Source organism: Mycobacterium sp. MUNTM1 (genome assembly GCF_054660795.1).
The window spans coordinates 11,617-35,428 of the sequence record NZ_BAAGDE010000054.1 but is presented as its reverse complement, the minus strand read 5'-3'; the positions used below and the strand labels follow the sequence as shown (position 1 = coordinate 35,428).

Here is a 23,812-nt window from a genome sequence, read left to right as displayed (position 1 = left end):
ACCTCCTGGTTGCCTATCACTTCAGCACGGTGCGGCCAAAAGCGCAACCTTTCGGTTGCCTATCCGATGGCGTCGGGATCGGAAGCGAACATCTCGGCCGCCTTGCGGGCCAGCCCGATCGCGGTCCGCGCCCATTCCGGCGTCGCACCGGCCAGACCACACGCGGGCGTGACGCCGATGCGGTCGCGCAGCGCCGAACGGGCGAAGCCGAGCCGGTCGGTCACCGCGGCCACCGCGGCGGCCACCTCCTCCGCCGACAGCCGGCGCGGCGGGGCGTCGCGGGCGACCACCCCGAGCGCGACGGTGCGGCCGGACTCCACGAACTCGGCAACCCCGTCCAGATCCGCGGCGCCCAGCGCGCCGGCATCCACCGAGACGCCTCGAAAGGCGCTGCGCTGCAACAGGTCCCATGGCAGGTCGGGGGCGCAGCAGTGCAGCAGCACCTCGCCGCCCACCGTCGTGGCGCAGGCGTCGAGCAGGCCCGCGGCCACCTCCGCGTCGAGCGGGGCCACCGGGCTCAGCGCGGTCACCCCGCTCAACCCGCCGCCCAGCGCCTTGGGCAGCGACGGCTCATCGAACTGCACCACCACCTCCGCCTCGAGCCGGCGCGCCAGCCCCGCGCGGTGCGCGGACACGCCCTCGGCCAGCGAGGCCGCCAGGTCGCGCAGCGCCCCGGGGTCGGTGATCGCCCGATGGCCGTTGGACAGCTCGATCTCGGCGGCCAGCGTGATCGGGCCCGGCGCCTGCACCTTCACCACCCGGCCGTCGTTGCGCAGGCCGGCGGCCTCCCAGGCCTCTTCCAGCGCGTCCATGTCCTCGTCGAGCAGGCTGACGGCGCGGCGGGTGACCGCACCGGGCCGGGCGGTGAGCCGGTAGCCGCGCGGCACCGTGTCGATGGCCACGTCGATCAGCAGCGCGCCGGCCCGGCCGAGCATGTCAGCACCCACCCCGCGCGCCGGCAGCTCGACGATGTGCGCCAGCGCGCCCGCGAGTTCACCCACCACGACTTCGGCGGCCCGGCGCGCGGCGATGCCGGGCCACGATCCGACACCGCTGGCGTTGGCGAAGGGATGGGCGAAAACACTCACCGGGCAACCGTATTCGACGTCGCACCACCCGCCGGTCGGCAGGGGTCTGTGAGCCGCGGCGCGGCGCGGGTAGGTTCAACGGCCAGAGGGGTGCGAAAACGTGTCGCAGACGGCGAGATCGGCGTGGCTACCGGTGTTGTGCACGGTGGTGGCGCTGGTCGCGGCCTGCACCCGGATGGTGGACGGCGCGGCCGTGGCGGGGTCCGGCGCCAACCGCCGGGTGGTGCAGGGCGTCGACGTCGACACGATCCTGCTGGACCAGTCGCGGATGCGCGCGATCACCGGCGCCGGTGAGCATCTGAGCATCATCCCGTCGATGGACGGCACCAGCCCGGTGGACATCGACGCGCTGGCCGATACCGCGCCGCGCGAGTGCCGGTTCATCTACGCCGAGACCGCCACCTTCGGGCGCGACCTCGAGGCGTTCCACAAGACGACGTTTCAGGACCCACCCGACGGCGCACTGATCTCCGAAGGCGCCGCAGCCTACCGCGACGCCGACGCCGCCCGGCGCGCCTTCGGCGCCCTGGTGGGCACGGTCGGCGACTGCGCGAGCGGCTCGAGCGGCCAGCTCTACGTCGGCGACTGGAACGCCGACGCCACCTCGCTGCACCTGCGGCCCGGCGGGTGCGGCCGCGACTACCGGATCCTGTCGGTGGCCATGCTGGAGGTCACCTTCTGCGGCTTCGCGCAGTCGGTGTCCGACATCGTGATGACGAACATCTCCGCGAACATGCCGCGGTAGCGCGGTTCAGCGGGCGGTGCCGGCGATGGTGGCACTGCCAAGCACCTCGTCGCCTTCGGGATCGGGCCGGTACAGCACCAGCGTCTGGCCGCGGGCCACGCCGCGCATCGGCGCGCGCAGCCGCACCACGAGCTCGCCGTCGACCAGTTCGGCTATCGCGTCGGCCGTTTCGCCGTGCGCGCGCACCTGCACCGCGCACTCCACCGGGCCGGTCGGCGTGACACCCGAGGTGAAAATCGGTGTCCGCCCGACTATTTCGCGTATCTCGAGGTCGGCGGCCTCGCCCACGTGCACGGTCGACGTCTCCGCGTCGATCGCGGTCACGTAACGCGGCCGGCCGTCGGGTCCCGGCCCGGCGATGCCGAGACCCTTGCGCTGGCCGACAGTGAAACCGTGCACGCCGTCGTGCTCGGCGAGCACGGTGCCGTCGGCGTTGACCACGGCACCGCGGCGCACCCCGATCCGCTCGCCCAGGAAGGCGCGGGTGTTGCCCGATGGGATGAAGCAGATGTCATGGCTGTCCGGCTTTTCCGCGACGGTCAGGCCGCGCCGGGCGGCCTCGGCCCGGATCTGCGGCTTGGGGGTGTCCCCGATCGGGAACGCCGCGTGGCGCAACTGCCCGGCGCTCAGGACGGCCAGCACGTAGGACTGGTCCTTGTCGTGATCGACGGCGCGGCGCAGCCGGCCATTCGAGAGCCGGGCGTAGTGGCCGGTGGCCACCGTGTCGAACCCGAGCGCAATGGCTTTGGCGGACAGCGCCGAGAACTTGATCTTCTGATTGCACACCACGCACGGGTTGGGGGTTTCGCCGCGCGCATACGACGACACGAATTCGTCGATGACGTCCGCCTTGAACCTGTCCGCGAAATCCCAGACGTAAAACGGGATTCCGAGCACATCGGCGACACGGCGCGCGTCGGAGGCGTCTTCCTTCGAGCAGCACCCCCGCGAGCCGGTGCGCAGGGTCCCCGGTGCGCTGGACAGCGCCAGGTGCACGCCGACGACGTCGTGGCCGGCGTCGACCATCCGGGCGGCGGCGACCGACGAGTCGACGCCACCGCTCATGGCAGCAAGCACTTTCACTTAGGACGCCCCCGCGGCGGCCAGTGCGGCGCGACGGGCGCGGTCCACCGCGCCGGGCAAAACCCGCAGCACCGCGTCGACGTCTGCGTCGACGCTGGTGTGCCCCAGCGAGAGTCGCAAAGACCCGCGGGCGCTGGTCGCGTCGGCGCCCATCGCCATCAGCACATGCGAGGGCTGCGCGACACCGGCGGTGCAAGCCGATCCGGTCGAGCACTCGATTCCGTTGGCGTCCAACAGCATCAGCAGAGCGTCGCCCTCGCAGCCGCGGAAGGTGAAGTGCGCGTTGCCCGGCAGGCGCAGCGGATCGCGGGCGCCGTTAAGGGTGACGTCCTCGATGCCGCCCAACACCCCGTCGACCAGCCGGTCGCGCAACGCCCGCAACCGGGCGCTGTTGACCTCGAGCCCGTCGACCGAGATCCGGGCCGCCGCCGCCATTCCCACCGCACCGGCGACATCGGCGGTACCCGAACGGATGTCGCGCTCCTGCCCGCCGCCGTGCGCCAGCGGCACGCAGGCGACGTCGCGGCGCAGCAGCAGCGCGCCCACCGCGGGCGGGCCGCCGAACTTGTGCGCGGTCACGCTCATCGCCGACAAACCGCTGGCCGCGAAGTCGACCGGCAGCTGCCCCACCGCCTGAACGGCGTCGCTGTGCATCGGGACGCCGAATTCGGCCGCGACGGCGGCGAGTTCGGCGGCCGGCTGCACGGTGCCGACCTCGTTGTTGGCCCACATCACCGACACGAGAGCGACGTCATCGGCGTCGCTGTGGCGGGTGAGCACCTCGCGCAGCGCGGCCGCCGACACCGACCCGTCGGGGGCGGTCGGAAGCCAGGTGACCTCGGCGCCCTCGTGTTCGACGAGCCAGTTCACCGAGTCCAGCACCGCGTGGTGTTCCACCTCGCTGGTGACGATGCGCCGGTGCCGCGGCTCGGCGTCGCGGCGGGCCCAGTAGATGCCCTTGACGGCCAGGTTGTCGCTCTCGGTGCCCCCGGCGGTGAAGATGACCTCCGACGGGCGCGCGCCCAGCTTCTCGGCGATCAGCTCGCGGGATTCCTCGATGCGGCGCCGCGCGGTGCGGCCGCTGGTGTGCAGCGAGGACGCATTGCCGACTGTGCCCAGCACAGCCGTCATCGCCTCGACGGCGGCGGGGTGCATCGGGGTGGTGGCGGCGTGATCCAGGTAGACCATGACGCGAACCACGATACCGGCCCGCCCGTTTGCTCAGGCCACCAGCACGTGCCCGTGACCAGCGCGCCGGGCGGTTCCGGCACCCACCGCGGACTGGCACCGGCCGGCCAGGGCGCGCCGGTCGGTCCCGGGGAGCTGCAGAGACTCCACGTGCACCCGGGCCAGCGTGCGCGGCACGACGAGCAGCCGGCGGATCGAGCTCAGCAGGGTCTCGTCGCCGACGAAGGCCGGGACCGTCGAGGGGCTGCCGTCCACGTGGTGGTAGGTCAGCCGCAGCGGCTGCACCGGGCGGGCGGCGTCGATCGCGGCCTGGAACATCGCCGGGTAGAAGACGCCGCGACCTCGGTGGGATGGTCCGGCTCCTCCGCCGCCCGCTCCTCGGGCGGCATCGTCACCGTCCAGACCGCACCAGGTGGTGCCCTCCGGGAAAGCGACGACCGTCTGACCGGCGCGCAGCCGACGGGCGACGGCGTCCACCACGCCGGGCAGGCGCCGCAGGCTGGACCGCTCGATCGGGATGATCTTCAGGATGCGGGCCACGATCCCGGTCGCCGGGCCGGTGAACATGTCGGCCCGCGCGACGAACGACCCGGGCAGCACCGCACCGATGGCGAAGACGTCGAGCCAGGACATGTGCGGGCTCACCACCAGCACCCCGCTCAGGTTGCGAATCGGGTTGCCCGTCACGGTGATTCGGACACCGAGGCAGCGCAGCACCAAGCGGCAGTAGATGCGCTGCACGCGGGTGCGCCCGGGCACCGGCACCGCCAGCAGTGGCAGCCCCGGCGCCAGCAGCAGCGCCAGCATGAGTCGAAGCGTCACCCGCAGCTTCGTCAGCAGCGGTCGCGACGCCACCACGTCGCCCGCACCCACGCACTCGGCGTCGCACGAGGCGCGCGGTAGCCAGGAGTGCGCGGTGCCCGCCGGGGCATTCATCGCTGGCCGCCCGCCATTTCCGACGCCGCGGAGACCGATCGGAGTCGCTTGAGATATCGGGTGTCGGCGCGGGCCTTGTCCAGCAGGACGCAGAAATCGCCGACGCCGAAGTCCGGGTCGTGCGCGGGCTCGCCGCACACCTGGGCGCCCAGCCGCAGGTAGCCGCGCAGCAGCGCCGGAACCGAGGGCCGGGCGGGCGGCGCGATGTCGTCGATCGCCGTCCCGTCCACCACCACTGGCCGGTGCGGGTAGACACGGTATTCCGGCGGGGCCCCGTGCCGGCTCAGGATGAAGTCGCGGACACCGCGCAGCTGGCTGCCCGGAACCTCGGATTCGCCGCCGATGGGCACCGACACGCACCCGGTCACATAGTCGTAGCCGTAGCGGTCCAGGTAGGCCAGGATGCCCGCCCACATCAACAGGACGACGCCGCCGTTGCGATGCCCGTCGCGCACCACGGCGCGTCCCATCTCCACCAGGGAGGATCGCAGCGGGTCGAGAGCGTGGATGTCGAACTCGGTGGCGGTGTAGAGCCCGCCGGCCGCGATGGCCCCCGCCGGCGCGAGCATGCGGTAGCAGCCGACCAGTTCGCCGGTGTCGTCATCGCGCACCAGCAGGTGGTCGCAGAACTCGTCGAACCTGTCGACGTCCCGCCCGTCCTGGTCGGCCGCCGGCAGTGCGAAGCCGGGCGTGCTGGTGAACACGTCGTACCGGAGTCGCTGCGCCGCCTCGATCATGGCCGGGTCGGTGGACAGCAACAGGGAGTAGCGGGGTGCGGCCGACGAGCTGGTGGCCGTACCGGTCGGCTTGTCGCTGGGTATGAGGACTGAAGCGATGCTCATGACCCCCAACGTGGCGTAGTCGATGAGCTAGTCGGCATCGACGCTGTGACGTGTCGGTGCACGTGAGATGACGAACTGTCGCGAAAAAGTGGGCGGCCCGAACCGTCGGCACGCCCGCACGCAAAAGCCCCCGGCACCGCGGTGCCGGGGGCTTTAGGCCGAGAGACTCAGCCCTTGCGCGCCTTGATCGCCTCGGTCAGCTGCGGAGCGACCTTGAACAGGTCGCCCACCACGCCGTAGTCGGCGATCTCGAAGATGGGCGCCTCTTCGTCCTTGTTGACCGCGATGATCGTCTTGGACGTCTGCATGCCCGCGCGGTGCTGGATGGCACCGGAGATGCCCAGCGCGATGTACAGCTGCGGCGAGACCGTCTTGCCGGTCTGGCCCACCTGGAACTGGCCCGGGTAGTAGCCGGAGTCGACGGCGGCGCGCGACGCACCGACGGCCGCACCCAGCGAGTCCGCCAGCTCCTCGACGACGCTGAAGTTCTCCGCGCTGCCGACGCCGCGGCCGCCGGAGACGACGATGGTGGCCTCGGTCAGTTCCGGACGGTCACCGGCGACCGCGGGCTCGCGGGCGGTGATCTTGGTGGCGTTCTCGGCGGGCGCCGGGACCTCGACCTTGACCTCTTCGCCGGCGCCGGCCTGCGGCTCGACGTCGACGGCTCCGGCGCGCAGCGTGATCACCGGGGTGTCGCCGTTGGCCTGTGCCTCCACGGTGAACGCACCACCGAAGATGGAGTGGATGGCCTTGGGGCCTTCCTTGATCTCGACCACGTCGACCAGCAGGCCGGATCCGATCCGGGCCGCGAGCCGGCCGGCGATTTCCTTGCCGTCGGCGTTGGCGGCCAGCAAAACGGCCGCCGGGGCGTTCGACTCGGCCAGCGCGGCCAGCACGTCGACCACCGGGGTGATCAGGTACTTGTCGACATCGTCGGACTCGGCGACGTAGACCTTGGCGGCGCCGGCCTCCTTCAGCCCGTCGATCAGCGGGGCGGCCGTGCCCGGGGCGCCGACGACGACCGCGGACGGCTCGCCCAAAGCGCGGGCGGCGGTGATCAATTCGGCGGTGACCTTCTTCACCGCTCCTTCGGCGTGCTCGACGAGCACCAAAACTTCAGCCATGGGTTATCTCGCTCTTCTCGTCTTGGGAATCGGGTCAGATGATCTTCTGGGCAACCAGGTACTTGGCGACGTCGTTACCGCCCTCGCCCTCGTCGGTGACCTTCTCACCCGCGGTCTTCGGCGGCTTCGGCGTCGACGACAGCACGGACGAACCGGCGTTGGCCAGGCCGACCTCGTCGCTCTCGACGCCGATCTCCGCCAGGGTCAGCACCGTGACCTCTTTCTTCTTGGCGGCCATGATGCCCTTGAAGGACGGGAAGCGCGGCTCGTTGATCTTCTCGGTGACGCTGACCACCGCGGGCAGGCTCGCCTCCAGGTTGAAGACGCCGTCGTCGGTCTCACGCTCGCCGGTGACCTTGCCGCCCTCGATGGAGAGCTTGCGCAGGTGGGTCAGCTGCGGCAGGCCCAGGTACTCGGCGATGATGGCCGGCACCGCGCCGCCGGTTCCGTCGGTGGCCTCGTTGCCGGCGATGACCAGCTCGGTGCCCTCGATGGTGCCCAGCGCGCGCGCCAGCGCCCAGCCGGTCTGGACCACGTCGGAACCGTGCAGGCCGTCGTCCTTGAGGTGGACGGCCTTGTCTGCGCCCATCGACAGGGCCTTGCGGATGGCCTCGGTAGCGCGCTCGGGGCCCGCGGTCAAGACCGTCACCGAGCCTTCGCCGCCCTCCCGCTCGCGGATCTGCAAGGCCTCTTCGACGGCGCGCTCGTTGATCTCGTCCAGCACCGCGTCGGCAGCCTCGCGGTCGAGCGTCCAGTCGCCGTCAGACAGCTTGCGCTCCGACCAGGTGTCTGGGACCTGCTTTATCAGGACCACGATGTTCGTCATGAGTGTGGTTCGTCCTCCTCGAAGGGGTCCGCAGCGATCGACTGCGAGACCTCGGTACGCGTTTTTCGCAACGCACAGCCGTGTTACTACCCGGTAACTTTGTGCGGTATGCCTTCACACCATAGCTGGTCGTAGTGCACGTTCCCGCAGCCCGTCCGCCGCGTGAGAAGCGGGGCCCCGCCTCCCCGGTTCGCGAATCCGACACTTCGCGTTAGCCTGCCTATGCAATGAGCGCACTGGTCCCTGACGTCCCGCAGCACGCCCCCGGCGACACCGCGTCGGCGGGTGACGCGGCGATGATGCTGACGGGCGAGCGCACCATCCCGGGTCTGGACATCGAGAACTACTGGTTCCGCCGCCACGAGGTCGTCTACCAGCGACTTGCCGAGCGGTGCGTGGGCGCCGACGTGCTCGAGGCCGGCTGCGGCGAGGGCTACGGCGCGGACCTGATCGCCAGTGTCGCCCGCCGCGTGGTCGCGGTGGATTACGACGAGGTCGCGGTGGCCCACGTCCGCAGCCGCTACCCCCGGGTGGACGTCATGCGGGCCAACCTCGCACAGCTGCCGCTGCCCGATGCGTCGGTGGACATTGTGGTCAACTTCCAGGTGATCGAACACCTGTGGGACCAAACACAGTTCGTCCTCGAGTGCGCCCGGGTGCTGCGCCCGTCAGGCCTTTTACTGATGTCGACACCTAACCGGATCACCTTCTCGCCGGGCCGCGACACCCCGATCAACCCCTTCCACACCCGGGAGCTCAACGCCGCCGAGCTGACCCAGCTGCTCCTCGACGGCGGATTTACCGATATTTCGGTCAGCGGCCTGTTCCACGGCCCGCGGCTTCGCGAAATGGATGCCCGGCACGGCGGCTCGATCATCGACGCGCAGATCGAGCGGGCACTGGCCGCTGACCAAGGGGCCCCCTGGCCGCCCGAACTGGCGGCCGACGTCGCCGCGGTCACCACCGGGGACTTCGACCTGGTCGAGGCGAGCGTGGGTGCCGGCACCGGACAGCACATCGACGACAGCCTCGACCTGGTCGCAATCGCGGTAGCGCCGTGAGCGCGGCGCAGAACCGGATTCCGGGCCTCTTCACCCTGGTTTTGCACACCCACCTGCCCTGGCTCGCCCACCACGGCCGCTGGCCGGTCGGCGAGGAATGGCTGTATCAATCCTGGGCGGCGGCCTACCTGCCGCTGATGCGCGTGCTGAGCACGCTGGCCGGCGAGGACCGCCGCGGCGTGATCACGCTGGGCGTCACGCCCGTGGTCAACGCCCAACTCGACGACCCGTACTGCCTGGACGGCATGCACCACTGGCTGGCCAACTGGCGGCTGCGCGGCCTGGAGGCCACCAGCGTGCGGTCCGCGCCCCGCTCGAAGTCGGCCGGCTACCAATCATGCACGCCGGAAGCCTTGCGCGCCTTGGGGATTCGTGAGTCCACCGAGGCGCAGCGGGCGCTGGACGACTTCGCCACCCTGTGGCGACACGGAGGCAGCCCGCTGCTGCGCAGCCTGCTCGACGCCGGCACGGTGGAGCTGCTCGGCGGCCCGCTGGCCCACCCGTTCCAACCGCTGCTGGCGCCGCGGCTGCGCGAGTTCGCGCTGCGCGAGGGCCTGGCCGACGCCGCGCACCGCCTAGGGGCGCGAAATGGGCGAGGCCCGGGCGGGATCTGGGCGCCCGAATGCGCCTACGCGCCGGGCATGGAACACGACTATGCGGCCGCCGGCGTCACCCATTTCATGGTCGACGGCCCGTCGCTGCACGGCGACACCGCGCTGGGCCGGCCCGTCGGCGACACCGACGTGGTGGCCTTCGGGCGCGATCTGCAGGTCAGCTACCGGGTATGGTCGCCGAAATCCGGCTACCCCGGGCACGCCGCGTATCGCGACTTCCACACCTATGACCACCTCACCGGACTCAAGCCGGCCCGGGTCACCGGGCGCAACGTGTCCTCGCAGGACAAGGCGCCGTATGACCCCGAGCGCGCCGATCACGCGGTCGACATGCACGTCGCCGACTTCGTCGACGTGGTCCGCAACCGCCTGCTGGCGGAATCCGAACGCATCGGGCGACCCGCCCACGTGGTCGCCGCCTTCGACACCGAGCTGTTCGGTCACTGGTGGTACGAGGGGCCGACGTGGCTGGAGCGGGTGCTGCGCGCCCTGCCCGAGGCCGGCGTGCGGGTGGGCACGCTGAACGACGCCATCGCCGACGGCTTCGTCGGCAACCCGGTGGCCCTGCCGCCCAGCTCGTGGGGCTCGGGCAAGGACTGGCAGGTGTGGGCGGGCGACCAGGTCGCCGACCTGGTCGCGCTGAACAGCGAAGTGGTCGACATGGCCCTGAGCACCGTCGACAAGGCGCTGTCCCAGACCGCCTCGCTGGACGGGCCCATCCCCCGCGACCACGTCGCCGATCAGATCCTGCGCGAAACGCTGCTCACCGTGTCCAGCGACTGGCCGTTCATGGTGAGCAAGGATTCGGCGACCGACTACGCCCGCTACCGCGCCCATCTTCATGCGCACGCCACCCGCGAAATCGCCGACGCGCTGGCGTCGGGCCGGCGCGAGGCCGCGCAGCGGCTGGCGGAGGGATGGAACCGCGCCGACGGACTGTTCGGCGCCCTCGATGCCCGCAGGTTGCCCCGATGAGGCGGGCCGCGGCGTGAAAATCCTGATGGTGTCGTGGGAATACCCGCCGGTGGTGATCGGCGGGCTCGGCCGGCACGTGCATCACCTGTCGACCGCGCTGGCCGCCGTGGGTCACGACGTCGTCGTGCTGTCGCGCCGCCCCACCGGAACCGATCCCCGCAGCCATCCGTCGACCGACCACATCAGTGAGGGTGTCCGGGTGATCGCGGCGGCGCAGGATCCGCACGAATTCACCTTCGGCACCGACATGATGGCGTGGACACTCGCAATGGGCCACTCCATGATTCGCGCCGGTCTGCCCCTGACGAAGCCGGGGACCAACCGCGCGTGGCGGCCCGACGTCGTGCACGCCCACGACTGGCTGGTGGCCCACCCGGCGATCGCCCTCGCCCAATTCTACGATGCGCCAATCGTTTCCACGATCCACGCCACCGAAGCCGGTCGGCATTCCGGCTGGGTCAGCGGCGCGATCAGCCGCCAGGTGCACGCGGTCGAATCCTGGCTAGTGCGTGAATCCGACTCGCTGATCACATGTTCGGCGTCGATGGCCGACGAGATCACCGAACTGTTCGGTCCCGGCCTGGCCGAGATCACGGTGATCTGCAACGGGATCGAGACGGCGCGGTGGCCGTTCGCGGCGCGTCGGCCCCGCACCGGGCCCGCCGAACTGCTCTACCTGGGCCGGCTGGAATACGAGAAGGGTGTGCACGACGTCATCGCCGCGCTGCCGCGGATCAGGCGCAGCCACCCCGGCACCACGCTGACCATCGCCGGTGAGGGCACCCAGCAGGGCTGGCTGATCGAGCAGGCCCGTAAACACCGGGTGCTCAAGGCAATCCGGTTCGTCGGGCACCTCGAACACGCCGAGCTGCTTGCCGTGCTGCACCGCGCCGACGCCGCTGTGCTGCCCAGCCACTACGAGCCGTTCGGAATCGTTGCGCTGGAGGCGGCCGCGGCCGGCACTCCCCTGGTGACCTCGGACATCGGCGGCCTGGGCGAGGCGGTGATCAACGGCCAGACCGGGGTGTCGTGCCCGCCGCGCGACGTGGCCCGGCTGGCCGCGGCGGTGCGCACCGTGCTCGACGACCCGCAGGCCGCGCAGCAGCGCGCCCACGCCGCCCGCGAGCGACTCACCTCGGATTTCGATTGGCACACGGTGGCCGACAAGACCGCGCAGGTGTACCTGTCGGCCAAGCGTGGCGTGCGCCAGCCGCAGGCCCGGCTGCCCATCATCGAACACGCCTTGCCGGACCGGTAGCACTCTCCCTACCGTTTCAGGGATGGGGCTGGAGTATTCGAGCGTCGTGGACGCTCCCATCACCGACGTTTACGAATGGCATGCCAGGCCTGGCGCGTTCGCCCGGCTCTCGCCGCCGTGGCAGCCGATGCGGCTGGTCGCCGAGGCGGCCTCACTGAGGGACGGGCGGGCCACGCTGGCGCTGCCCGGGGGCCTGCGCTGGGTCGCCGTCCATCAGCCCGACGGTTATGACCCGCCGCGGCGTTTCGTGGACGCCATCGGCGGCGACGGGCTGGCCACGCTGCCCGCGCGAATTGCCATGCGGTGGAGGCATACCCACGAGTTCGAGGATGTCGGGGGCAACCGGACCAGGGTGATCGACCGGGTCGAGACCCCGGTGCCCGGGGCGCTGTTGCGGCCGATGTTCGACTACCGGCACCGACAGCTGGCCGACGATCTCGCCGCACACCGGCTGGCCGCCGAGAACGGCCTGCGGCCCTCGACGATCGCCGTCACCGGATCCTCGGGTCTGGTCGGTTCGGCGTTGACCGCCTTCCTCCGCACCGGTGGCCATCGGGTGATCCGGCTGGTCCGGCACGCGCCCCGCGGCGACGACGAGCGACGTTGGAACACCGACGATCCCGACCCGCGACTGTTCGACGGGGTCGACGCGGTGATCCATCTGGCAGGAGCCTCGATCGCCGGCCGGTTCACCGATGAACACCGGCAGGCCATCCGGGAGAGCAGGATTGGGCCCACTCGGCGGCTGGCCGAACTGCTGGGTCGCACCGGTCCCCGGCCGGCGGTGCTGATCTCGGCGTCGGCGATCGGCTACTACGGATACGACCGCGGCGATGACACGCTGACCGAGGACAGCGATCGCGGCGACGGATTCCTGGCCGACGTGGTGGCCGACTGGGAGCAGGCGACCGCGCCCGCGCGGCAAGACGGGGTGCGGGTGGTGCAGGTGCGCACCGGCATCGTGCAATCGCCGGCCGGCGGCACGCTGAAGCTGATGCGCCCGCTGTTCAGCGCGGGCCTCGGCGGCCGGCTCGGCGACGGGCGGCAATGGCTGTCCTGGATCGGGATCGACGATCTGGTGGACGTCTACCACCGTGCGCTCTGGGACGCCACGCTCTCCGGCCCGGTGAACGCCGTTGCGCCGCAACCGGTTCGCAACAGCGAGTACACGGCCACCCTGGCGCGGGTGTTGCACCGGCCGGCCGTGCTGCCGGTGCCGTCGCTGGGCCCGCGGCTACTGTTGGGCGATCAGGGGGCCCGCGAACTGGCGTGCGCGAGCCAGCGCGTGGCCCCCGCCGCGCTCGCCGCCGCCGGACACCGGTTCCGCCGGCCGGGCCTCGACGGGGCGCTGCGTCACCTGTTGGGGCGCACGAGTTTCACGGCACCCGCCGAACGGTGAGCGGGCCCACCGTGACATCCCGGGTGATCGCCTCGGCATCTCTGCCGTCGCGGCTGTGCTGATACGCCCGGGCGCGCAGATCGGCCAGCCACCGGGGGTGCAGGCTCAGGCCGGGCGCCGTGTTGAGCACCGGGTCGAACGACACGTCGTGGTCGCGGTCGGGATCCAGCGCGGTGGTCAGCGTGACGCAGGCCAGGCGAGTGAAATCGCCGCTGCCGCAAGCTTGGTCGAGCGTCACCTCGATGTTGCTGCGCTCGAGCTTCGACCGGACCCTGTCCAGGGACAGACCCGGGCCGCCGATCTCGCTCGAGGTCCGGGCCCGCAGCCACCAATTGTTGCCCTGATAGTGCAGCGGCATCAGCGTGGTCAGGGTCTGGCCGTTCCACGAGGTGGCCGGCCGTAGCGCCAGCGCGCGGGACAGTACCCCCGACCCGGACGAGACCAGCAGGATGTCCCAGGGCTTGTCCGCGGGCTGGGGGCTGGCCAGCCGGAAGGCGAGCCCGATGAAGTCGGGCAGCGCGCCCGGCGTGCCGGTGGCCTTCGACACGCGCGCAACAATTTCCGAGGATACGATCGGCAAGCCCTGTGCCGCAGGGGCAATGCGTTCGATGTAACCCTCCGCCAGCACCCCGGTCGGATGGAAGAACCGCTTGCCCCGGATCGCTGAACCCCACTGAAAGGGCAACGCCACAATTTCGAAAACGTTCACCGGCGGCGGATTCCCATTCTGCGCCGGGGGAAACCAGGGCGTGCGACACCGCCGCGGCTGCCGCGGGACGTGGCAATTACGGTGACGCAAAACCGCTTGTGCGCCAGCCAGTCATTCGCAGAGTGGGCGGGGGCTGCTGCGGGCTGTAGGTGTGGCTGTCGATGTAGACCTGTGCCATGACGGCCTGCCACGACTCGATCTGGGGCGAGGATCGCCACGTGCCCTCGACCAGTCCGACGATCACGGCATTGTTGTCGTCGGTCAACGTGTACACGGGGCCGCCGAAGTCCCGGCTGTCGGAGGCCATGTCGGTGATGGCGAAGCGGCCGTTGCCTACCGAGCTGACCGAGCCGCATCGCTGGCCGGTCGCGCTGCGCAGCTGGCACACGGGCATCCCGGTCTGGGCGCGCATACCGGGCGCGGAGCCCAGATGACGCCCCGTCGGCAGCACATCGCTGGGCGTCACCCCCGGCGCGATCGCGATGACTTCGTATTCCACTGGCAGCATCGACGTGTCCGCGGTGGAATCCACGTCGACCTGGCGGCGACCGAGGACCACGTTGCCGATCGGTTTGCGGTCACGGTCGGTCACCACCGGCTGGCCGCCATCGCATTGGCCGCTGGTCAGCGCGACCCGCAGCCCCGTCTCGACCAGGCCCACCATGCAGACGGTATTGCCTTGGCGGATTTCCATACCGGGAAACACGGTGGCGCCCGGGTCGGCGACGGCCTGGCCCGGTGCGGAAAAGAACATCGTCGCGGCCGCGGACGCGATCGCCAGCCTGCACCACCGGCGTCCGAGCTCTTCCATTGGGGCGCATCACCCCTCACGTCCATCAGGGGGTCTACCGCATTCGTTGTTATGCACGCGTATACCCGCCCCCAATGGGGGCAAACCACCCCGGGACCGGCCACCAAGCGAACACGGAATGGTTGCCAAAAGGCCGGGGAACGAACTCCTCACGCGTCTACACCGGTGAACCGCGTCGGAAAACGCTGGTCGCGCTCGCACCGTGTTCGCGGCGCGTTCCGGGGGGTTCGGCATATCGGTATCTGGGCGCTCACCTCGGCGGTAGGCTGCCGACAGGTTGAGTTCACAGCTGCGTCTCTGACGGGAGCGGTGCGCAGAACACCGTTCACTCCCCTCTCACCACCATCCGATAGGCGCTCTCATGGCCGCTATTCGCTCCGCAAATTCAGCGGACCCACATGACCCCGACCGGTGCCGGTACATGGCCCACTTCGACGGGGCACACCTGTTCGTCTATGCGCGCAATCTCGGCACGGTCCTGCGCGTCGACGGCGAGATCGACGCGTCGAACGCGAAGGACCTCACCCACGCGATCCGGAACTTCGCCCGCCTCAAGACTCCTCTTGTCCTTGACCTCAGTCATCTTCGCTTCGTCAGCGTGGAGGGATTTCGGGCGCTGCTGTTCCTCAACGACGAGTTCCGCAAGGCGCGCGTGTACTGCGCAGTGGTGGGTGGCGCGGCGGTTCGCCCCCTGTTGCGGATCGTGCATCACAACGGGCTGTCGATCGCCGGCTCGGTGCCCGAGGCGTTCCAGAACCTGGAAGACATTCTGCGAGCGCGACGACAGTTCCTCTCCGATCTGGCCCGGCCGCGACCGGCTCGGGCCCGTACCACACACAGCGCCGCGTCGTGATAGTCGGCTAACCCCCTGCGCTGGTCAGGATTTCGGCGCAGCGCCCAATTCGTCCTGAAAGTGCCGTAGCGCGTCGATCAGCGCGACGAACACCCGGTGCGCGGCGGTCAGGTCCGCATTGGGTAAGTCCGCGAGCGCGACGCGGGTGTGCGCGTTGAGCGGACTGAAGAACGACCGGGCGGTGGCCAGGCCGGGTTCATCGTTGCGCAACACGACCTTTCGGCGGTCGACCGGGTGATTGTCGCGGCGGATCTGTCCGGCGTCGATCAACCGGTCCACCAGATAGGTGATCGCCGAACCGGACAGCCCCATCCGCTGGCTGAGGTCGCTCGACGTCATCGGCCGCCCGCCGGTCTCAGCCACCATGATGTAAAGCAGGGCACGAAAATCGTTGGGCCGCAGGCTATGTATCAGCGCGAACGAACGGCCGATCTGATCGGACTCGGTTGACAGCTCCCGCAGATCGGCCGAGATCAGCGACTCCAGCTCATCGCGGCCGCAGCGCTGCGCATCGGCGTCCATAACGCTGCGAGCATATCGCCGATTGGGGTGACATTTCAGTTACTGAATGTTTCAGCGTGCAGACGCCTGCTGGCGCCGGAGGCTGAAGTTCATTAAATTAATGTTTAAGTTATTGAACAAGGCGGTATGTGGTAGCTGTCGGCGCAAGGGCGCGTCCGACGGTCAGCGCTGTGGTTTTGCCCGCCTCATCGGCGGGTATGACGCGGGTGTTTGGGCCGGACAGGGCTGGCATGCCAAGCCGTCCGGGAGGGAGCGCTTGGGCACTATGGGAGCTTTGTCGTTTTCACCGGCCACGGCCTCGCCGCCGGTCGCGATCGGCTGGCTGAGCGCCGACGATTTCGACGCGTGGCGGTCCAACGTGCGGCGCATGGTGTTGGGGGAGGTCGCCGATTTCATCGTCGCGCGACATGCCGGCGAACTGGACGATGCGCGCATCGATGCCGCCGGCGACATCCTGGTGCAGTTCGTCTCCGGCGGTAAGTGCCTGCGGTCGACGTTCGTGTACCTGGGCTGGCTGTGCGGCGCGTCGCCCGACGACGCGGCCCTGCGGGCCGCGGCCAGTTTCGAGTTGCTGCACGCCTTTGCGCTGCTGCAGGACGACGTCATGGACGGTTCCGACGAACGGCGCGGCCGCCCGTCGGCGCATCGGCAATTCAGCCAATGGCATCGCGAGCGCGGATTGTGCGGCTCGTCGCGGCGATTCGGCGAATCCGCCGCCATTCTGCTCGGCGACCTGTGCCTCATCTGGGCCGAGCAGATGCTGCGCGACAGCGGCGTCGAACCCCGGCGCCTGCGACGCGCGTGGCCACGCTACGACGCCATGCGCACCGAACTCGCCGTCGGGCAATTCGCCGACCTGATCAACGACGCGCGCCAGTTGCCGGGCCTAAAAGCCGTGCTCGACGTGGCGCGGCGCAAGTCCGGGAACTACACGGTGCGCCGACCGCTGGAAATCGGCGCGGCCATGGGCGAGTGCGACGATCGGACGCTGTCGCAACTGGGCCGCTACGGCACCGCCGTCGGCGAGGCATTCCAGCTTCGCGACGACGTGCTCGGCGTTTTCGGCGCGCCGGCGGTGACGGGCAAGCCCGGCGCCGGCGATCTGCGGGAGCGCAAGGCGACCAGCGTCGTGGTGGCCGCCCACCAACTGGCCGATCCGCCGTCCCGGCGTGAACTCATCGAGCTCGCTGATCGTGAAACCCTCGACGACGACGCGATCGACCGGTGGAAAGCGCTGATCGTCGAGACGGGAGCGGTGCGGCTGATCGAGGAGATGATCGGCGACCGCGTCGCTGCCGCGCGCGACCACCTCAGCGACCTGCCGATCGACGAGCCCGTTCGCACCGCGCTGGCCGAAATGGCGGACGTCTGCACGGATCGCGCCCAATGAATAGCACCGACCGGGAAGCCTGGTGATCATGCGAACCATCGAGGGGCGCGGGGATCACGTGGTGGTGATCGGCGCGGGCCTGGCCGGCCTTTCCGCGGCGCTGCACCTGGCCGGCCGCGGGCGCGCGGTCACGGTGGTGGAGCGCGAGCCGTGGCCCGGCGGGCGGGCCGGTCGTCTCGACATCGACGGCTACCGGATCGACACCGGGCCGACGGTGCTCACCATGCCGGACATCATCGACGAGACGTTCGCGGCCGTGGGCGAGCGAGTGAACGACCGCATGGAGCTGTTGACGGTCGACCCGGCTTACCGCGCCGTGTTCGCCGACGGCAGCGCGCTGGACGTGCACAGTGACGAGGATCGGATGGCCGACGCCGTCGCGGAGTTCGCTGGCTTCGGGCAGGCAGCGGGCTACCGGCGGCTGCGGAAGTGGTTGACGCGTTTGTACCGCACCGAATTCGACGGCTTCATCGCCGCGAACTTCGATTCCCCGCTGTCGCTGCTCACCCCGCAGTTGGCGCAGCTGACCGCGATCGGCGGCTTCCGCAAGTGGGACCGGATGGTCAGGCGGTACATCAGCGACCCGCGGCTGCGACGGATCTTCACCTTCCAGTCGCTGTATGCCGGCGTGGCGCCGCGCGACGCGCTGGCGGTGTACGCGGTGATCGCCTACATGGACACCATCTCGGGTGTGGTATTCCCGCGCGGGGGCGTGCGGGCGCTGCCCGACGCACTGGCCGCGGCCGCCGCCGGCGCCGGTGTCCGATTCCGTTACGGCGCAACCGTTACCGCGCTCGAGCACACCGGCGGCCGGGTCAGCGCGGTGGTGACCGAGCGGGCCGGGCGCATCGCCTGCGATGCGGTGGTGCTGACCACCGAGCTGCCGCAGACCTACGCGTTGCTGGGCCGCACACCGCGCCGCGCGCTGCGGCTGCGGCCCTCACCCTCGGCCGTCGTCGCGCACTTGGGTTGTCCCGCAATCGCATCCACGACGGCCCACCACACCATCCTGTTCGGCGAGGCATGGGATCAAACCTTCACCGACATCGTCGACGACGGACAGCTGATGCGCGACCCATCCCTGTTGGTCACCCGCCCGACAGCCAGCGACCCGTCCCTGGCCCCCGAGGGCCGCGACCTGCTCTACGTACTCGCGCCGGCGCCGAACCTGCAGCGCGGCGCCATCGATTGGGCCGCCACCGGCGGCGGCTACGTCGAGGACATGATCGCGCACGTCGCCGACCGGCTGCTGCCCGGTTTGCCGCACGACGCAACGGTTTTGGACGTCGTCACGCCGGCCGACTGGGCGCGGCAGGGCATGGCGGCCGGCAGCCCGTTCGCGCTCGCCCACACGTTCGGTCAGACGGGGCCGTTCCGACCGGGCAACCTGGTGCGCGGCATCGACAACGCGGTGCTCGCCGGGTCCTCCACCGTGCCCGGCGTCGGCGTGCCGACCACGCTGATCTCGGGGCGGCTCGCCGCCGACCGCATCACCGGCGTCGGCGCGCGATCGGCCGCGCACATCGACATGAAGGCGGGGCTACCGTGATGCGCGGCGAGTTGACCGCGGCCGGAATCGACGATCCGCGGCTGCGCGACGGATACCGGCGGTGCCGCGAACTCAATGCCGCGCACGGCCGCACCTTCTTCCTGGCCACCCGGCTGCTCGCACCCGACCAGCGGCCGCCCGTGCACGCGCTGTACGGCTTCGCCCGTTACGCCGACGACATCCTCGACGACCTCGACCCGCAGGTCGACGCCGACGCCCGCGGCCTGCGGCTGCAGCAGCTGTCGGAGCGCTTCTTCGGCGACGGAGCGCACCTGGAGGATCCGCTGGTCGCCGCGGTCACCGACACCGTGCGGCGCTACCGGATCAGCGCGGATCTGTTCGAGGACTTCCTGGCTTCGATGCGGATGGACCTCACGGTCGCCGATTATCCCGACCGCAACGCCCTCAACCGCTACATGCGGGGCTCCGCGGAAGCCATTGGGCTGCAAGTGCTTCCGATATTGGGCACCGTGACGCCGGTGCAGGAGGCCGCCCCGTACGCTGCGGCGCTGGGGCGGGCGTTTCAGCTGACCAACTTCCTGCGCGACGTCGACGAGGATCTGCAGCGCGGCCGGGTTTACCTGCCGGCCGACGAGCTGGCCGCCGAGGGCGTCGACCGAGAGCTGCTGATGTGGTGTCACGCGCAGCGCCGCACCGATCCGCGGGTGCGCCGGGCCCTGCTCGCCCAGCACGAAATCGCCCGGCAGACCTACCGATTCGCCGCAGGCGGAATCGCTACGCTCGCCCACCGCTCGCGACCGTGCGTGGCGACCGCGGCGGCCCTGTATTCGGCGATCTTGGATTGCATCGAACGAAGCGACTTCGCGGTATTCGATCACCGGGCCACCGTCGGCACGGCGCGACGGCTTCGGGTCGCCGGCGCGGGGCTGATACGGTCGTGGCGGGCGCGGAACGGCGCGCGGGGCGTTCGTCAATCGGGGGCCGCATGAGCGATCGGTGGCAATACCTGGCGGTGCTCGCCGCATGCCTGGTGATCACCGCGCCGCTGGAAATCTTCGGCCCCGGCGTCTACCGGCAGTGGCGGCGGGCCCTCAAGGCGGTCGTGCCGGTGGCCGCGGTGTTCTTGGTCTGGGATGCGATCGCGGTGGCCGCGCACGTGTGGACCTACGACCGCAACTACCTGTGCGGCCTGAGCATCCCGTTTCGGGTGCCGATCGAAGAGGTGCTGTTCTTCCTCGTCATCCCGGTGTGCGCGTTGCTGACCTACAACGCCGTGACCACCATCCTGGAGAAGGTGCATCGTCGATGACCGGCCTCGGCTACACCCTGCCGGCCGCGCTGGCGGTATTGCTGGTCTGCGCACTGGAATTGGCGGTGCTGCGGACCGGGCTCTTCCGGCGGCCGGCGTACTGGCTGTCGATGCTGATCGTGTTGGGGTTCCAGATCCCGGTGGACGGGTGGCTGACCAAGCTCAGCTCCCCCATCGTCATCTATGACGACCGACAACTGAGCGGCGTGCGTTTCCCGTTCGACATCCCGGTCGAGGATTTCCTGTTCGGCTTCGCGTTGGTCACCGCGGTGCTGCTGCTGTGGGAGCGGCAACGTGCGCGTCGGTGATGCGGTTCCCGGCGAGTTGACGGCCGCGTTCGACGCGGGTGCGCCGGCCTACGACCGACTGGTCGGGGCCAGCCCCGGCTACCACGCGCAGCTGTCCCTGTCGGCCCAGCGGATGCGGATTCCGAACCGCGGCAGGGGGTTACGGTTACTCGACGCCGGATGCGGCACGGGCGCCTCGACGGCCGCGCTGCTCGCCGTCGCGCCCGACGCCGACATCGTCGCCGTCGACGCGTCGCGGGGCATGCTGGATGCGGCGCGCGCCAAGGACTGGCCCGCCTCGGTGCGCTTCGTCCACACCCCGGTCGAGCAGCTGGCCGAGCACGGGATCACCGGACCGTTCGACGGCATCCTGGCCGCCTACCTGATCCGCAACGTCGCCGACCGCGACGCACAGCTGCGCAGGTTCCGCGAGCTGTTGCGGCCGGGTGGAACCCTTGCGGTGCATGAATATTCGGTGCGTGACTCCCCCGCGGCCACCCGCATCTGGCACGCCGTGTGCTGGGGCGTCATCATCCCCGCCGGGTGGTGGCGCACCCGCGACACCGGGCTGTACCGCTACCTGTGGCGCAGCGTGCTGGCGTTCGACGGCGCCGCGCGATTTCGGACTCGGCTCGCCGACGCCGGCTTCACCGCGGTGCACAGCGAGACGATGCCCGGCTGGGAAGCCAACATCGTGCACACCTTTCTGGCGGATGCGCCGCGATGAGCCTCGACCGGCATCGCCGAACATTCGCCGCACCAACAGGTTTGCCGGATGCGGACGCGCTGGAGTCGCGCCCGCGGGTGGCCGTCGTCGGCGGCGGGATCGCCGGGCTGAGCGCCGCCACCGGGCTCGCCGAACGCGGCGTCGCCGTCGAGGTAATCGAACGCGACGATTATCTCGGCGGCCGGGTGGGGGGCTGGACCGAGCGCGACGGCGGCGTCGAGCTCGCGATGAACCGTGGCTTCCACGCGTTCTTCCGGCAGTACTACAACCTGCGCGCGCTGCTGCGCCGGATCGACCCGCAATTGCGCATGCTCACCCCCGTCGAGGATTACCCGCTGATCGACGGGGACGGCCGGCGCGACAGCTTCCGCGGACTACCGCGCACCCCGCCATGGAACGCCGTGGTCTTCGCGGCACGCAGTCCCACGTTCCGGCTTCGTGACTTCACCCGCATCGACGCCCGCGCGGCCGCACCGCTGGCGGCCGTTTCGGTGCCCGGCACCTACCAGCGCCTGGACGGCACCGACGCCGCGACGTTTCTCGAGGACATCCGATTCCCGGAGGCGGCAAGGCATCTGGCGTTCGAGGTGTTCTCCCGCAGCTTCTTCGCCGACCCCGCCAACCTTTCCGCGGCCGAGTTGGCGACCATGTTTCACATCTACTTCCTGGGGTCGTCGGAAGGGCTGATCTTCGACGTGCCGTGCGCGAACTACGACAGCGCGCTGTGGCAGCCGTTACGCGGCTACCTCGAGGGGCGGGGCGTACGGTTCCGGCTCGCCACCAACGTCCTGCGCATCGACACGGAGCCGGCCGACACCTTCAGGCTGCATACCGATTCCGATGACCACTGCGACGTCGACGCCGTCGTATTGGCCACCGACATCGCGGGTTTGCAGCGCATCGTTGCGGCGTCGCGCGACCTGGGCACCGACGAGTGGCGCGCCCGGATAGCCCGGCTGCGCACCGCGCCGCCGTTCGCCGTGCACCGGCTGTGGCTCGACCGCCCGGTGGCGGCGCACCGGCCGGCGTTCCTGGGCACCGCCGGACACGAACCGCTCGATAACATCAGCGTGCTGGAGCGCTACGAACGCCAGGCGCGGGACTGGGCCGCCGCGCACCGCGGCTCTGTCGTCGAATTGCACTCGTACGCATTGGATTCTGCGCCGTCGCGGGCCGCCATGCTGCGGCAACTGCACAGGGTGTATCCCGAAACCGCCGCGGCGCAGATCGTCCACGAGAGGCTGCTGCATCGCAGCGACTGCCCGCTGTTTTCACCCGGCTCCTATCCCCTCCGTCCCCCGATCGTCACGCCCACGCCGGGATTGCTGCTGGCCGGCGACGCCATCCGCATCGACCTGCCGGTGGCACTGATGGAGCGGGCCGCCACCACCGGCTGGTGCGCCGCCAACCAACTCCTGCAACGATGGGGACTAGCCGGACACCCGTTGGCCACGGTACCCACCCAAGGCCGGTCACCACTGCTGCGATGGCTTGCCGCCTGCGAAAGAGCCACCCGATCATGAGGATTCGCGCACAGCTTCAGCAACGCCTGTCGGCCGCCCGGGCCAAAGACTGGCCACTGCAGGTGATCCCGCGCGCGTCATGGGCCGATCAGCGTCCGACGTATCGCGACGCACAGCCCGCCATCATCGAGGGCGCGCTGCAACGCTCGCAGCGCAAACCCACCGGCAACTGGTACGCGTTCGCGGCCAGCGACCGGGTTCCCGCCGGGCGACCCGTCGGCACGCGCGTCGCCGGTGTCGACATCGTCGCCTGGCGTGACGAACAGGGCCGGCTGTGCGTGGGGCCGCGCAGTTGTCCCCATTTGGGCGCCGACCTCGCGACCGGCACGGTGCACCGGGGCACGCTGATCTGCCGCTGGCACGGGCTGACGCTGGACGGACACGCCCGCGAGTTCGGCTGGAGCCCGCTGCCCAGTCACGACGACGGCGTGCTGACGTGGGTGCGGCTCGACGCGGTGGGCAAGGAGGAGCCGCTGGACCGGCCGGTGCTTGCGCAACGGCCGACCGGTAGCACCCTGAGCGCGGTCGCCCGCATGGAAGGCGTGTGCGAGCCGTGTGACATCATCGCCAACCGGCTCGATCCCTGGCACGGCGCATGGTTTCACCCCTACTCGTTCACCCGGCTCGACGTGCTCACGACGCCCACCGAACAGGCCGACCGATTCCTGGTGGCGGTGACATTCCGGATGGGACGCCTGGGGGTGCCCGTCGTCGCGGAATTCAGTTGCCCCGAGGCACGCACCATCGTCATGCGCATCGTGGACGGCGAGGGGACCGGCAGCGTCGTCGAAACCCACGCGACGCCAATGGGTTCGGGTCCCGACGGCCGACCGCGCACCGCGGTCCTGGAAGCCACCGTCGCGCATTCGGACCGGCCCGGCTTCGCGCGCGCCTCCCGGGCCGCGCCGCTGATCGCACCCCTCATGCGCTATGCGGCCACCAAACTATGGCGCGACGACCTCGCCTACGCCGAACGCCGCTACCAGGTGCGCGCCGGACTCGGCTAGTAACCCGACGTCGGGCGCCGCGCGT

General features: G+C 70.4%; 24 protein-coding genes. 14 read left to right on the top strand and 10 right to left on the bottom strand.

The window, feature by feature from the left end; translation table 11 throughout:
- Positions 1-59: 59 nt before the first annotated feature.
- A complete protein-coding gene (locus ACYQ8K_RS24270) occupies positions 60-1,088 on the bottom strand; it encodes a uroporphyrinogen decarboxylase/cobalamine-independent methonine synthase family protein (protein ID WP_459973017.1) in 1,029 nt (342 codons plus the stop codon).
- A 100-nt stretch (positions 1,089-1,188) separates the two neighbouring features.
- Here ACYQ8K_RS24270 and ACYQ8K_RS24265 point away from each other — a divergent pair, with 100 nt between their 5' ends.
- Entirely contained in the window at positions 1,189-1,833 is a 645-nt protein-coding gene (locus tag ACYQ8K_RS24265) for a sensor domain-containing protein (RefSeq protein WP_459973015.1), read from the top strand.
- Positions 1,834-1,839: 6 nt separating this feature from the next.
- On the opposite strand, the gene mnmA is transcribed toward ACYQ8K_RS24265, so the two are convergent.
- The 6 genes from mnmA to ACYQ8K_RS24235 all read right to left on the bottom strand — a co-directional run bounded on the left by mnmA (position 1,840) and on the right by ACYQ8K_RS24235 (position 7,832).
- Positions 1,840-2,916 carry a tRNA 2-thiouridine(34) synthase MnmA gene (mnmA, locus tag ACYQ8K_RS24260; protein WP_459973014.1) on the bottom strand — a complete coding sequence of 359 codons (1,077 nt, stop codon included), beginning with the start codon at positions 2,914-2,916 and terminating at the stop codon, positions 1,840-1,842.
- The gene (locus ACYQ8K_RS24255; protein WP_459973012.1) at positions 2,917-4,104 is read right to left on the bottom strand and encodes a cysteine desulfurase family protein; all 1,188 of its coding nucleotides are present in this window, start codon (positions 4,102-4,104) and stop codon (positions 2,917-2,919) included.
- A gap of 33 nt (positions 4,105-4,137) precedes the next feature.
- Complete coding sequence (locus ACYQ8K_RS24250; protein WP_459973010.1) at positions 4,138-5,040, bottom strand: lysophospholipid acyltransferase family protein; 903 nt, start codon at positions 5,038-5,040, stop codon at positions 4,138-4,140.
- Positions 5,037-5,882: a GNAT family N-acetyltransferase gene (locus ACYQ8K_RS24245; protein WP_459973008.1), complete on the bottom strand. Its 846-nt coding sequence runs from the start codon at positions 5,880-5,882 to the stop codon at positions 5,037-5,039. Before ACYQ8K_RS24245 ends, ACYQ8K_RS24250 begins: the two co-directional genes overlap by 4 nt.
- Before the next feature lie 167 nt (positions 5,883-6,049).
- Positions 6,050-7,006, bottom strand: coding sequence for an electron transfer flavoprotein subunit alpha/FixB family protein (locus tag ACYQ8K_RS24240; RefSeq protein ID WP_459973007.1), 957 nt, complete (start codon positions 7,004-7,006; stop codon positions 6,050-6,052).
- 34 nt (positions 7,007-7,040) lie between these two features.
- Positions 7,041-7,832, bottom strand: coding sequence for an electron transfer flavoprotein subunit beta/FixA family protein (locus ACYQ8K_RS24235; RefSeq protein WP_065027298.1), 792 nt, complete (start codon positions 7,830-7,832; stop codon positions 7,041-7,043).
- Positions 7,833-8,059: 227 nt separating this feature from the next.
- Here ACYQ8K_RS24235 and ACYQ8K_RS24230 point away from each other — a divergent pair, with 227 nt between their 5' ends.
- From ACYQ8K_RS24230 to ACYQ8K_RS24215, 4 genes are read left to right on the top strand one after another with little or no spacing between them, the layout of a single operon-like run.
- A complete protein-coding gene (locus tag ACYQ8K_RS24230) occupies positions 8,060-8,893 on the top strand; it encodes a class I SAM-dependent methyltransferase (protein WP_459973005.1) in 834 nt (277 codons plus the stop codon).
- Positions 8,890-10,482: a 1,4-alpha-glucan branching protein domain-containing protein gene (locus tag ACYQ8K_RS24225; protein ID WP_459973003.1), complete on the top strand. Its 1,593-nt coding sequence runs from the start codon at positions 8,890-8,892 to the stop codon at positions 10,480-10,482. The genes ACYQ8K_RS24230 and ACYQ8K_RS24225 overlap by 4 nt, the downstream gene beginning before the upstream one ends.
- A gap of 13 nt (positions 10,483-10,495) precedes the next feature.
- Complete coding sequence (locus ACYQ8K_RS24220) at positions 10,496-11,740, top strand: glycosyltransferase family 4 protein (RefSeq protein WP_459973033.1); 1,245 nt, start codon at positions 10,496-10,498, stop codon at positions 11,738-11,740.
- Between the two features lie 22 nt (positions 11,741-11,762).
- Positions 11,763-13,139: a TIGR01777 family oxidoreductase gene (locus ACYQ8K_RS24215; RefSeq protein ID WP_459973002.1), complete on the top strand. Its 1,377-nt coding sequence runs from the start codon at positions 11,763-11,765 to the stop codon at positions 13,137-13,139.
- On the opposite strand, the gene ACYQ8K_RS24210 is transcribed toward ACYQ8K_RS24215, so the two are convergent.
- The gene (locus tag ACYQ8K_RS24210; protein WP_459973000.1) at positions 13,117-13,848 is read right to left on the bottom strand and encodes a phosphodiesterase; all 732 of its coding nucleotides are present in this window, start codon (positions 13,846-13,848) and stop codon (positions 13,117-13,119) included. The two genes, ACYQ8K_RS24215 and ACYQ8K_RS24210, sit on opposite strands and share 23 nt — an antisense overlap.
- A 76-nt stretch (positions 13,849-13,924) precedes the next feature.
- Positions 13,925-14,659: an Rv1815 family serine proteinase gene (locus tag ACYQ8K_RS24205; protein ID WP_459972998.1), complete on the bottom strand. Its 735-nt coding sequence runs from the start codon at positions 14,657-14,659 to the stop codon at positions 13,925-13,927.
- A 421-nt stretch (positions 14,660-15,080) separates the two neighbouring features.
- Here ACYQ8K_RS24205 and ACYQ8K_RS24200 point away from each other — a divergent pair, with 421 nt between their 5' ends.
- Positions 15,081-15,512 (top strand): STAS domain-containing protein, encoded by a 432-nt coding sequence (locus ACYQ8K_RS24200; protein WP_459972996.1) that lies wholly within the window; start codon positions 15,081-15,083, stop codon positions 15,510-15,512.
- Positions 15,513-15,536: 24 nt separating this feature from the next.
- Here ACYQ8K_RS24200 and ACYQ8K_RS24195 read toward each other — a convergent pair whose 3' ends face one another.
- Complete coding sequence (locus tag ACYQ8K_RS24195; RefSeq protein ID WP_459972994.1) at positions 15,537-16,034, bottom strand: MarR family winged helix-turn-helix transcriptional regulator; 498 nt, start codon at positions 16,032-16,034, stop codon at positions 15,537-15,539.
- 265 nt (positions 16,035-16,299) lie between these two features.
- Between ACYQ8K_RS24195 and ACYQ8K_RS24190 the strand changes: the two genes are divergently transcribed.
- From ACYQ8K_RS24190 to ACYQ8K_RS24155, 8 genes are read left to right on the top strand one after another with little or no spacing between them, the layout of a single operon-like run.
- Complete coding sequence (locus ACYQ8K_RS24190; RefSeq protein WP_459972992.1) at positions 16,300-17,424, top strand: polyprenyl synthetase family protein; 1,125 nt, start codon at positions 16,300-16,302, stop codon at positions 17,422-17,424.
- A gap of 28 nt (positions 17,425-17,452) precedes the next feature.
- Positions 17,453-18,973: a phytoene desaturase family protein gene (gene crtI / locus ACYQ8K_RS24185; RefSeq protein WP_459972991.1), complete on the top strand. Its 1,521-nt coding sequence runs from the start codon at positions 17,453-17,455 to the stop codon at positions 18,971-18,973.
- Positions 18,970-19,923, top strand: a complete 954-nt coding sequence (locus tag ACYQ8K_RS24180) for a phytoene/squalene synthase family protein (protein WP_459972989.1) — start codon at positions 18,970-18,972, stop codon at positions 19,921-19,923. The genes crtI and ACYQ8K_RS24180 overlap by 4 nt, the downstream gene beginning before the upstream one ends.
- Positions 19,920-20,243, top strand: coding sequence for a lycopene cyclase domain-containing protein (locus tag ACYQ8K_RS24175; protein ID WP_459972987.1), 324 nt, complete (start codon positions 19,920-19,922; stop codon positions 20,241-20,243). The genes ACYQ8K_RS24180 and ACYQ8K_RS24175 overlap by 4 nt, the downstream gene beginning before the upstream one ends.
- Positions 20,240-20,551: a lycopene cyclase domain-containing protein gene (locus tag ACYQ8K_RS24170; protein ID WP_459972986.1), complete on the top strand. Its 312-nt coding sequence runs from the start codon at positions 20,240-20,242 to the stop codon at positions 20,549-20,551. Before ACYQ8K_RS24175 ends, ACYQ8K_RS24170 begins: the two co-directional genes overlap by 4 nt.
- A complete protein-coding gene (locus ACYQ8K_RS24165; RefSeq protein WP_459972985.1) occupies positions 20,538-21,257 on the top strand; it encodes a class I SAM-dependent methyltransferase in 720 nt (239 codons plus the stop codon). Before ACYQ8K_RS24170 ends, ACYQ8K_RS24165 begins: the two co-directional genes overlap by 14 nt.
- Complete coding sequence (locus ACYQ8K_RS24160; protein ID WP_459972983.1) at positions 21,254-22,780, top strand: hydroxysqualene dehydroxylase; 1,527 nt, start codon at positions 21,254-21,256, stop codon at positions 22,778-22,780. Before ACYQ8K_RS24165 ends, ACYQ8K_RS24160 begins: the two co-directional genes overlap by 4 nt.
- On the top strand, positions 22,777-23,787 hold the full coding sequence (locus ACYQ8K_RS24155) for a DUF5914 domain-containing protein (protein ID WP_459972981.1): 1,011 nt from the start codon (positions 22,777-22,779) through the stop codon (positions 23,785-23,787). The genes ACYQ8K_RS24160 and ACYQ8K_RS24155 overlap by 4 nt, the downstream gene beginning before the upstream one ends.
- Positions 23,788-23,812: the final 25 nt, after the last annotated feature.

Excerpts from the sequence above, each read along its gene's own strand:
- crtI (WP_459972991.1), top strand. The coding sequence starts at position 17,453 with ATGCGAACCATCGAGGGGCGCGGGGATCACGTGGTGGTGATCGGCGCG.
- ACYQ8K_RS24245 (WP_459973008.1), bottom strand. The coding sequence starts at position 5,882 with ATGAGCATCGCTTCAGTCCTCATACCCAGCGACAAGCCGACCGGTACG.
- ACYQ8K_RS24195 (WP_459972994.1), bottom strand. The coding sequence starts at position 16,034 with ATGGACGCCGATGCGCAGCGCTGCGGCCGCGATGAGCTGGAGTCGCTG.
- ACYQ8K_RS24230 (WP_459973005.1), top strand. The coding sequence starts at position 8,060 with ATGAGCGCACTGGTCCCTGACGTCCCGCAGCACGCCCCCGGCGACACC.
- ACYQ8K_RS24240 (WP_459973007.1), bottom strand. The coding sequence starts at position 7,006 with ATGGCTGAAGTTTTGGTGCTCGTCGAGCACGCCGAAGGAGCGGTGAAG.
- ACYQ8K_RS24160 (WP_459972983.1), top strand. The coding sequence starts at position 21,254 with ATGAGCCTCGACCGGCATCGCCGAACATTCGCCGCACCAACAGGTTTG.
- ACYQ8K_RS24170 (WP_459972986.1), top strand. The coding sequence starts at position 20,240 with ATGACCGGCCTCGGCTACACCCTGCCGGCCGCGCTGGCGGTATTGCTG.
- ACYQ8K_RS24190 (WP_459972992.1), top strand. The coding sequence starts at position 16,300 with ATGGGAGCTTTGTCGTTTTCACCGGCCACGGCCTCGCCGCCGGTCGCG.
- ACYQ8K_RS24250 (WP_459973010.1), bottom strand. The coding sequence starts at position 5,040 with ATGAATGCCCCGGCGGGCACCGCGCACTCCTGGCTACCGCGCGCCTCG.
- ACYQ8K_RS24200 (WP_459972996.1), top strand. The coding sequence starts at position 15,081 with ATGGCCCACTTCGACGGGGCACACCTGTTCGTCTATGCGCGCAATCTC.
- ACYQ8K_RS24175 (WP_459972987.1), top strand. The coding sequence starts at position 19,920 with ATGAGCGATCGGTGGCAATACCTGGCGGTGCTCGCCGCATGCCTGGTG.
- ACYQ8K_RS24215 (WP_459973002.1), top strand. The coding sequence starts at position 11,763 with ATGGGGCTGGAGTATTCGAGCGTCGTGGACGCTCCCATCACCGACGTT.
- ACYQ8K_RS24205 (WP_459972998.1), bottom strand. The coding sequence starts at position 14,659 with ATGGAAGAGCTCGGACGCCGGTGGTGCAGGCTGGCGATCGCGTCCGCG.
- ACYQ8K_RS24255 (WP_459973012.1), bottom strand. The coding sequence starts at position 4,104 with ATGGTCTACCTGGATCACGCCGCCACCACCCCGATGCACCCCGCCGCC.
- ACYQ8K_RS24235 (WP_065027298.1), bottom strand. The coding sequence starts at position 7,832 with ATGACGAACATCGTGGTCCTGATAAAGCAGGTCCCAGACACCTGGTCG.
- ACYQ8K_RS24155 (WP_459972981.1), top strand. The coding sequence starts at position 22,777 with ATGAGGATTCGCGCACAGCTTCAGCAACGCCTGTCGGCCGCCCGGGCC.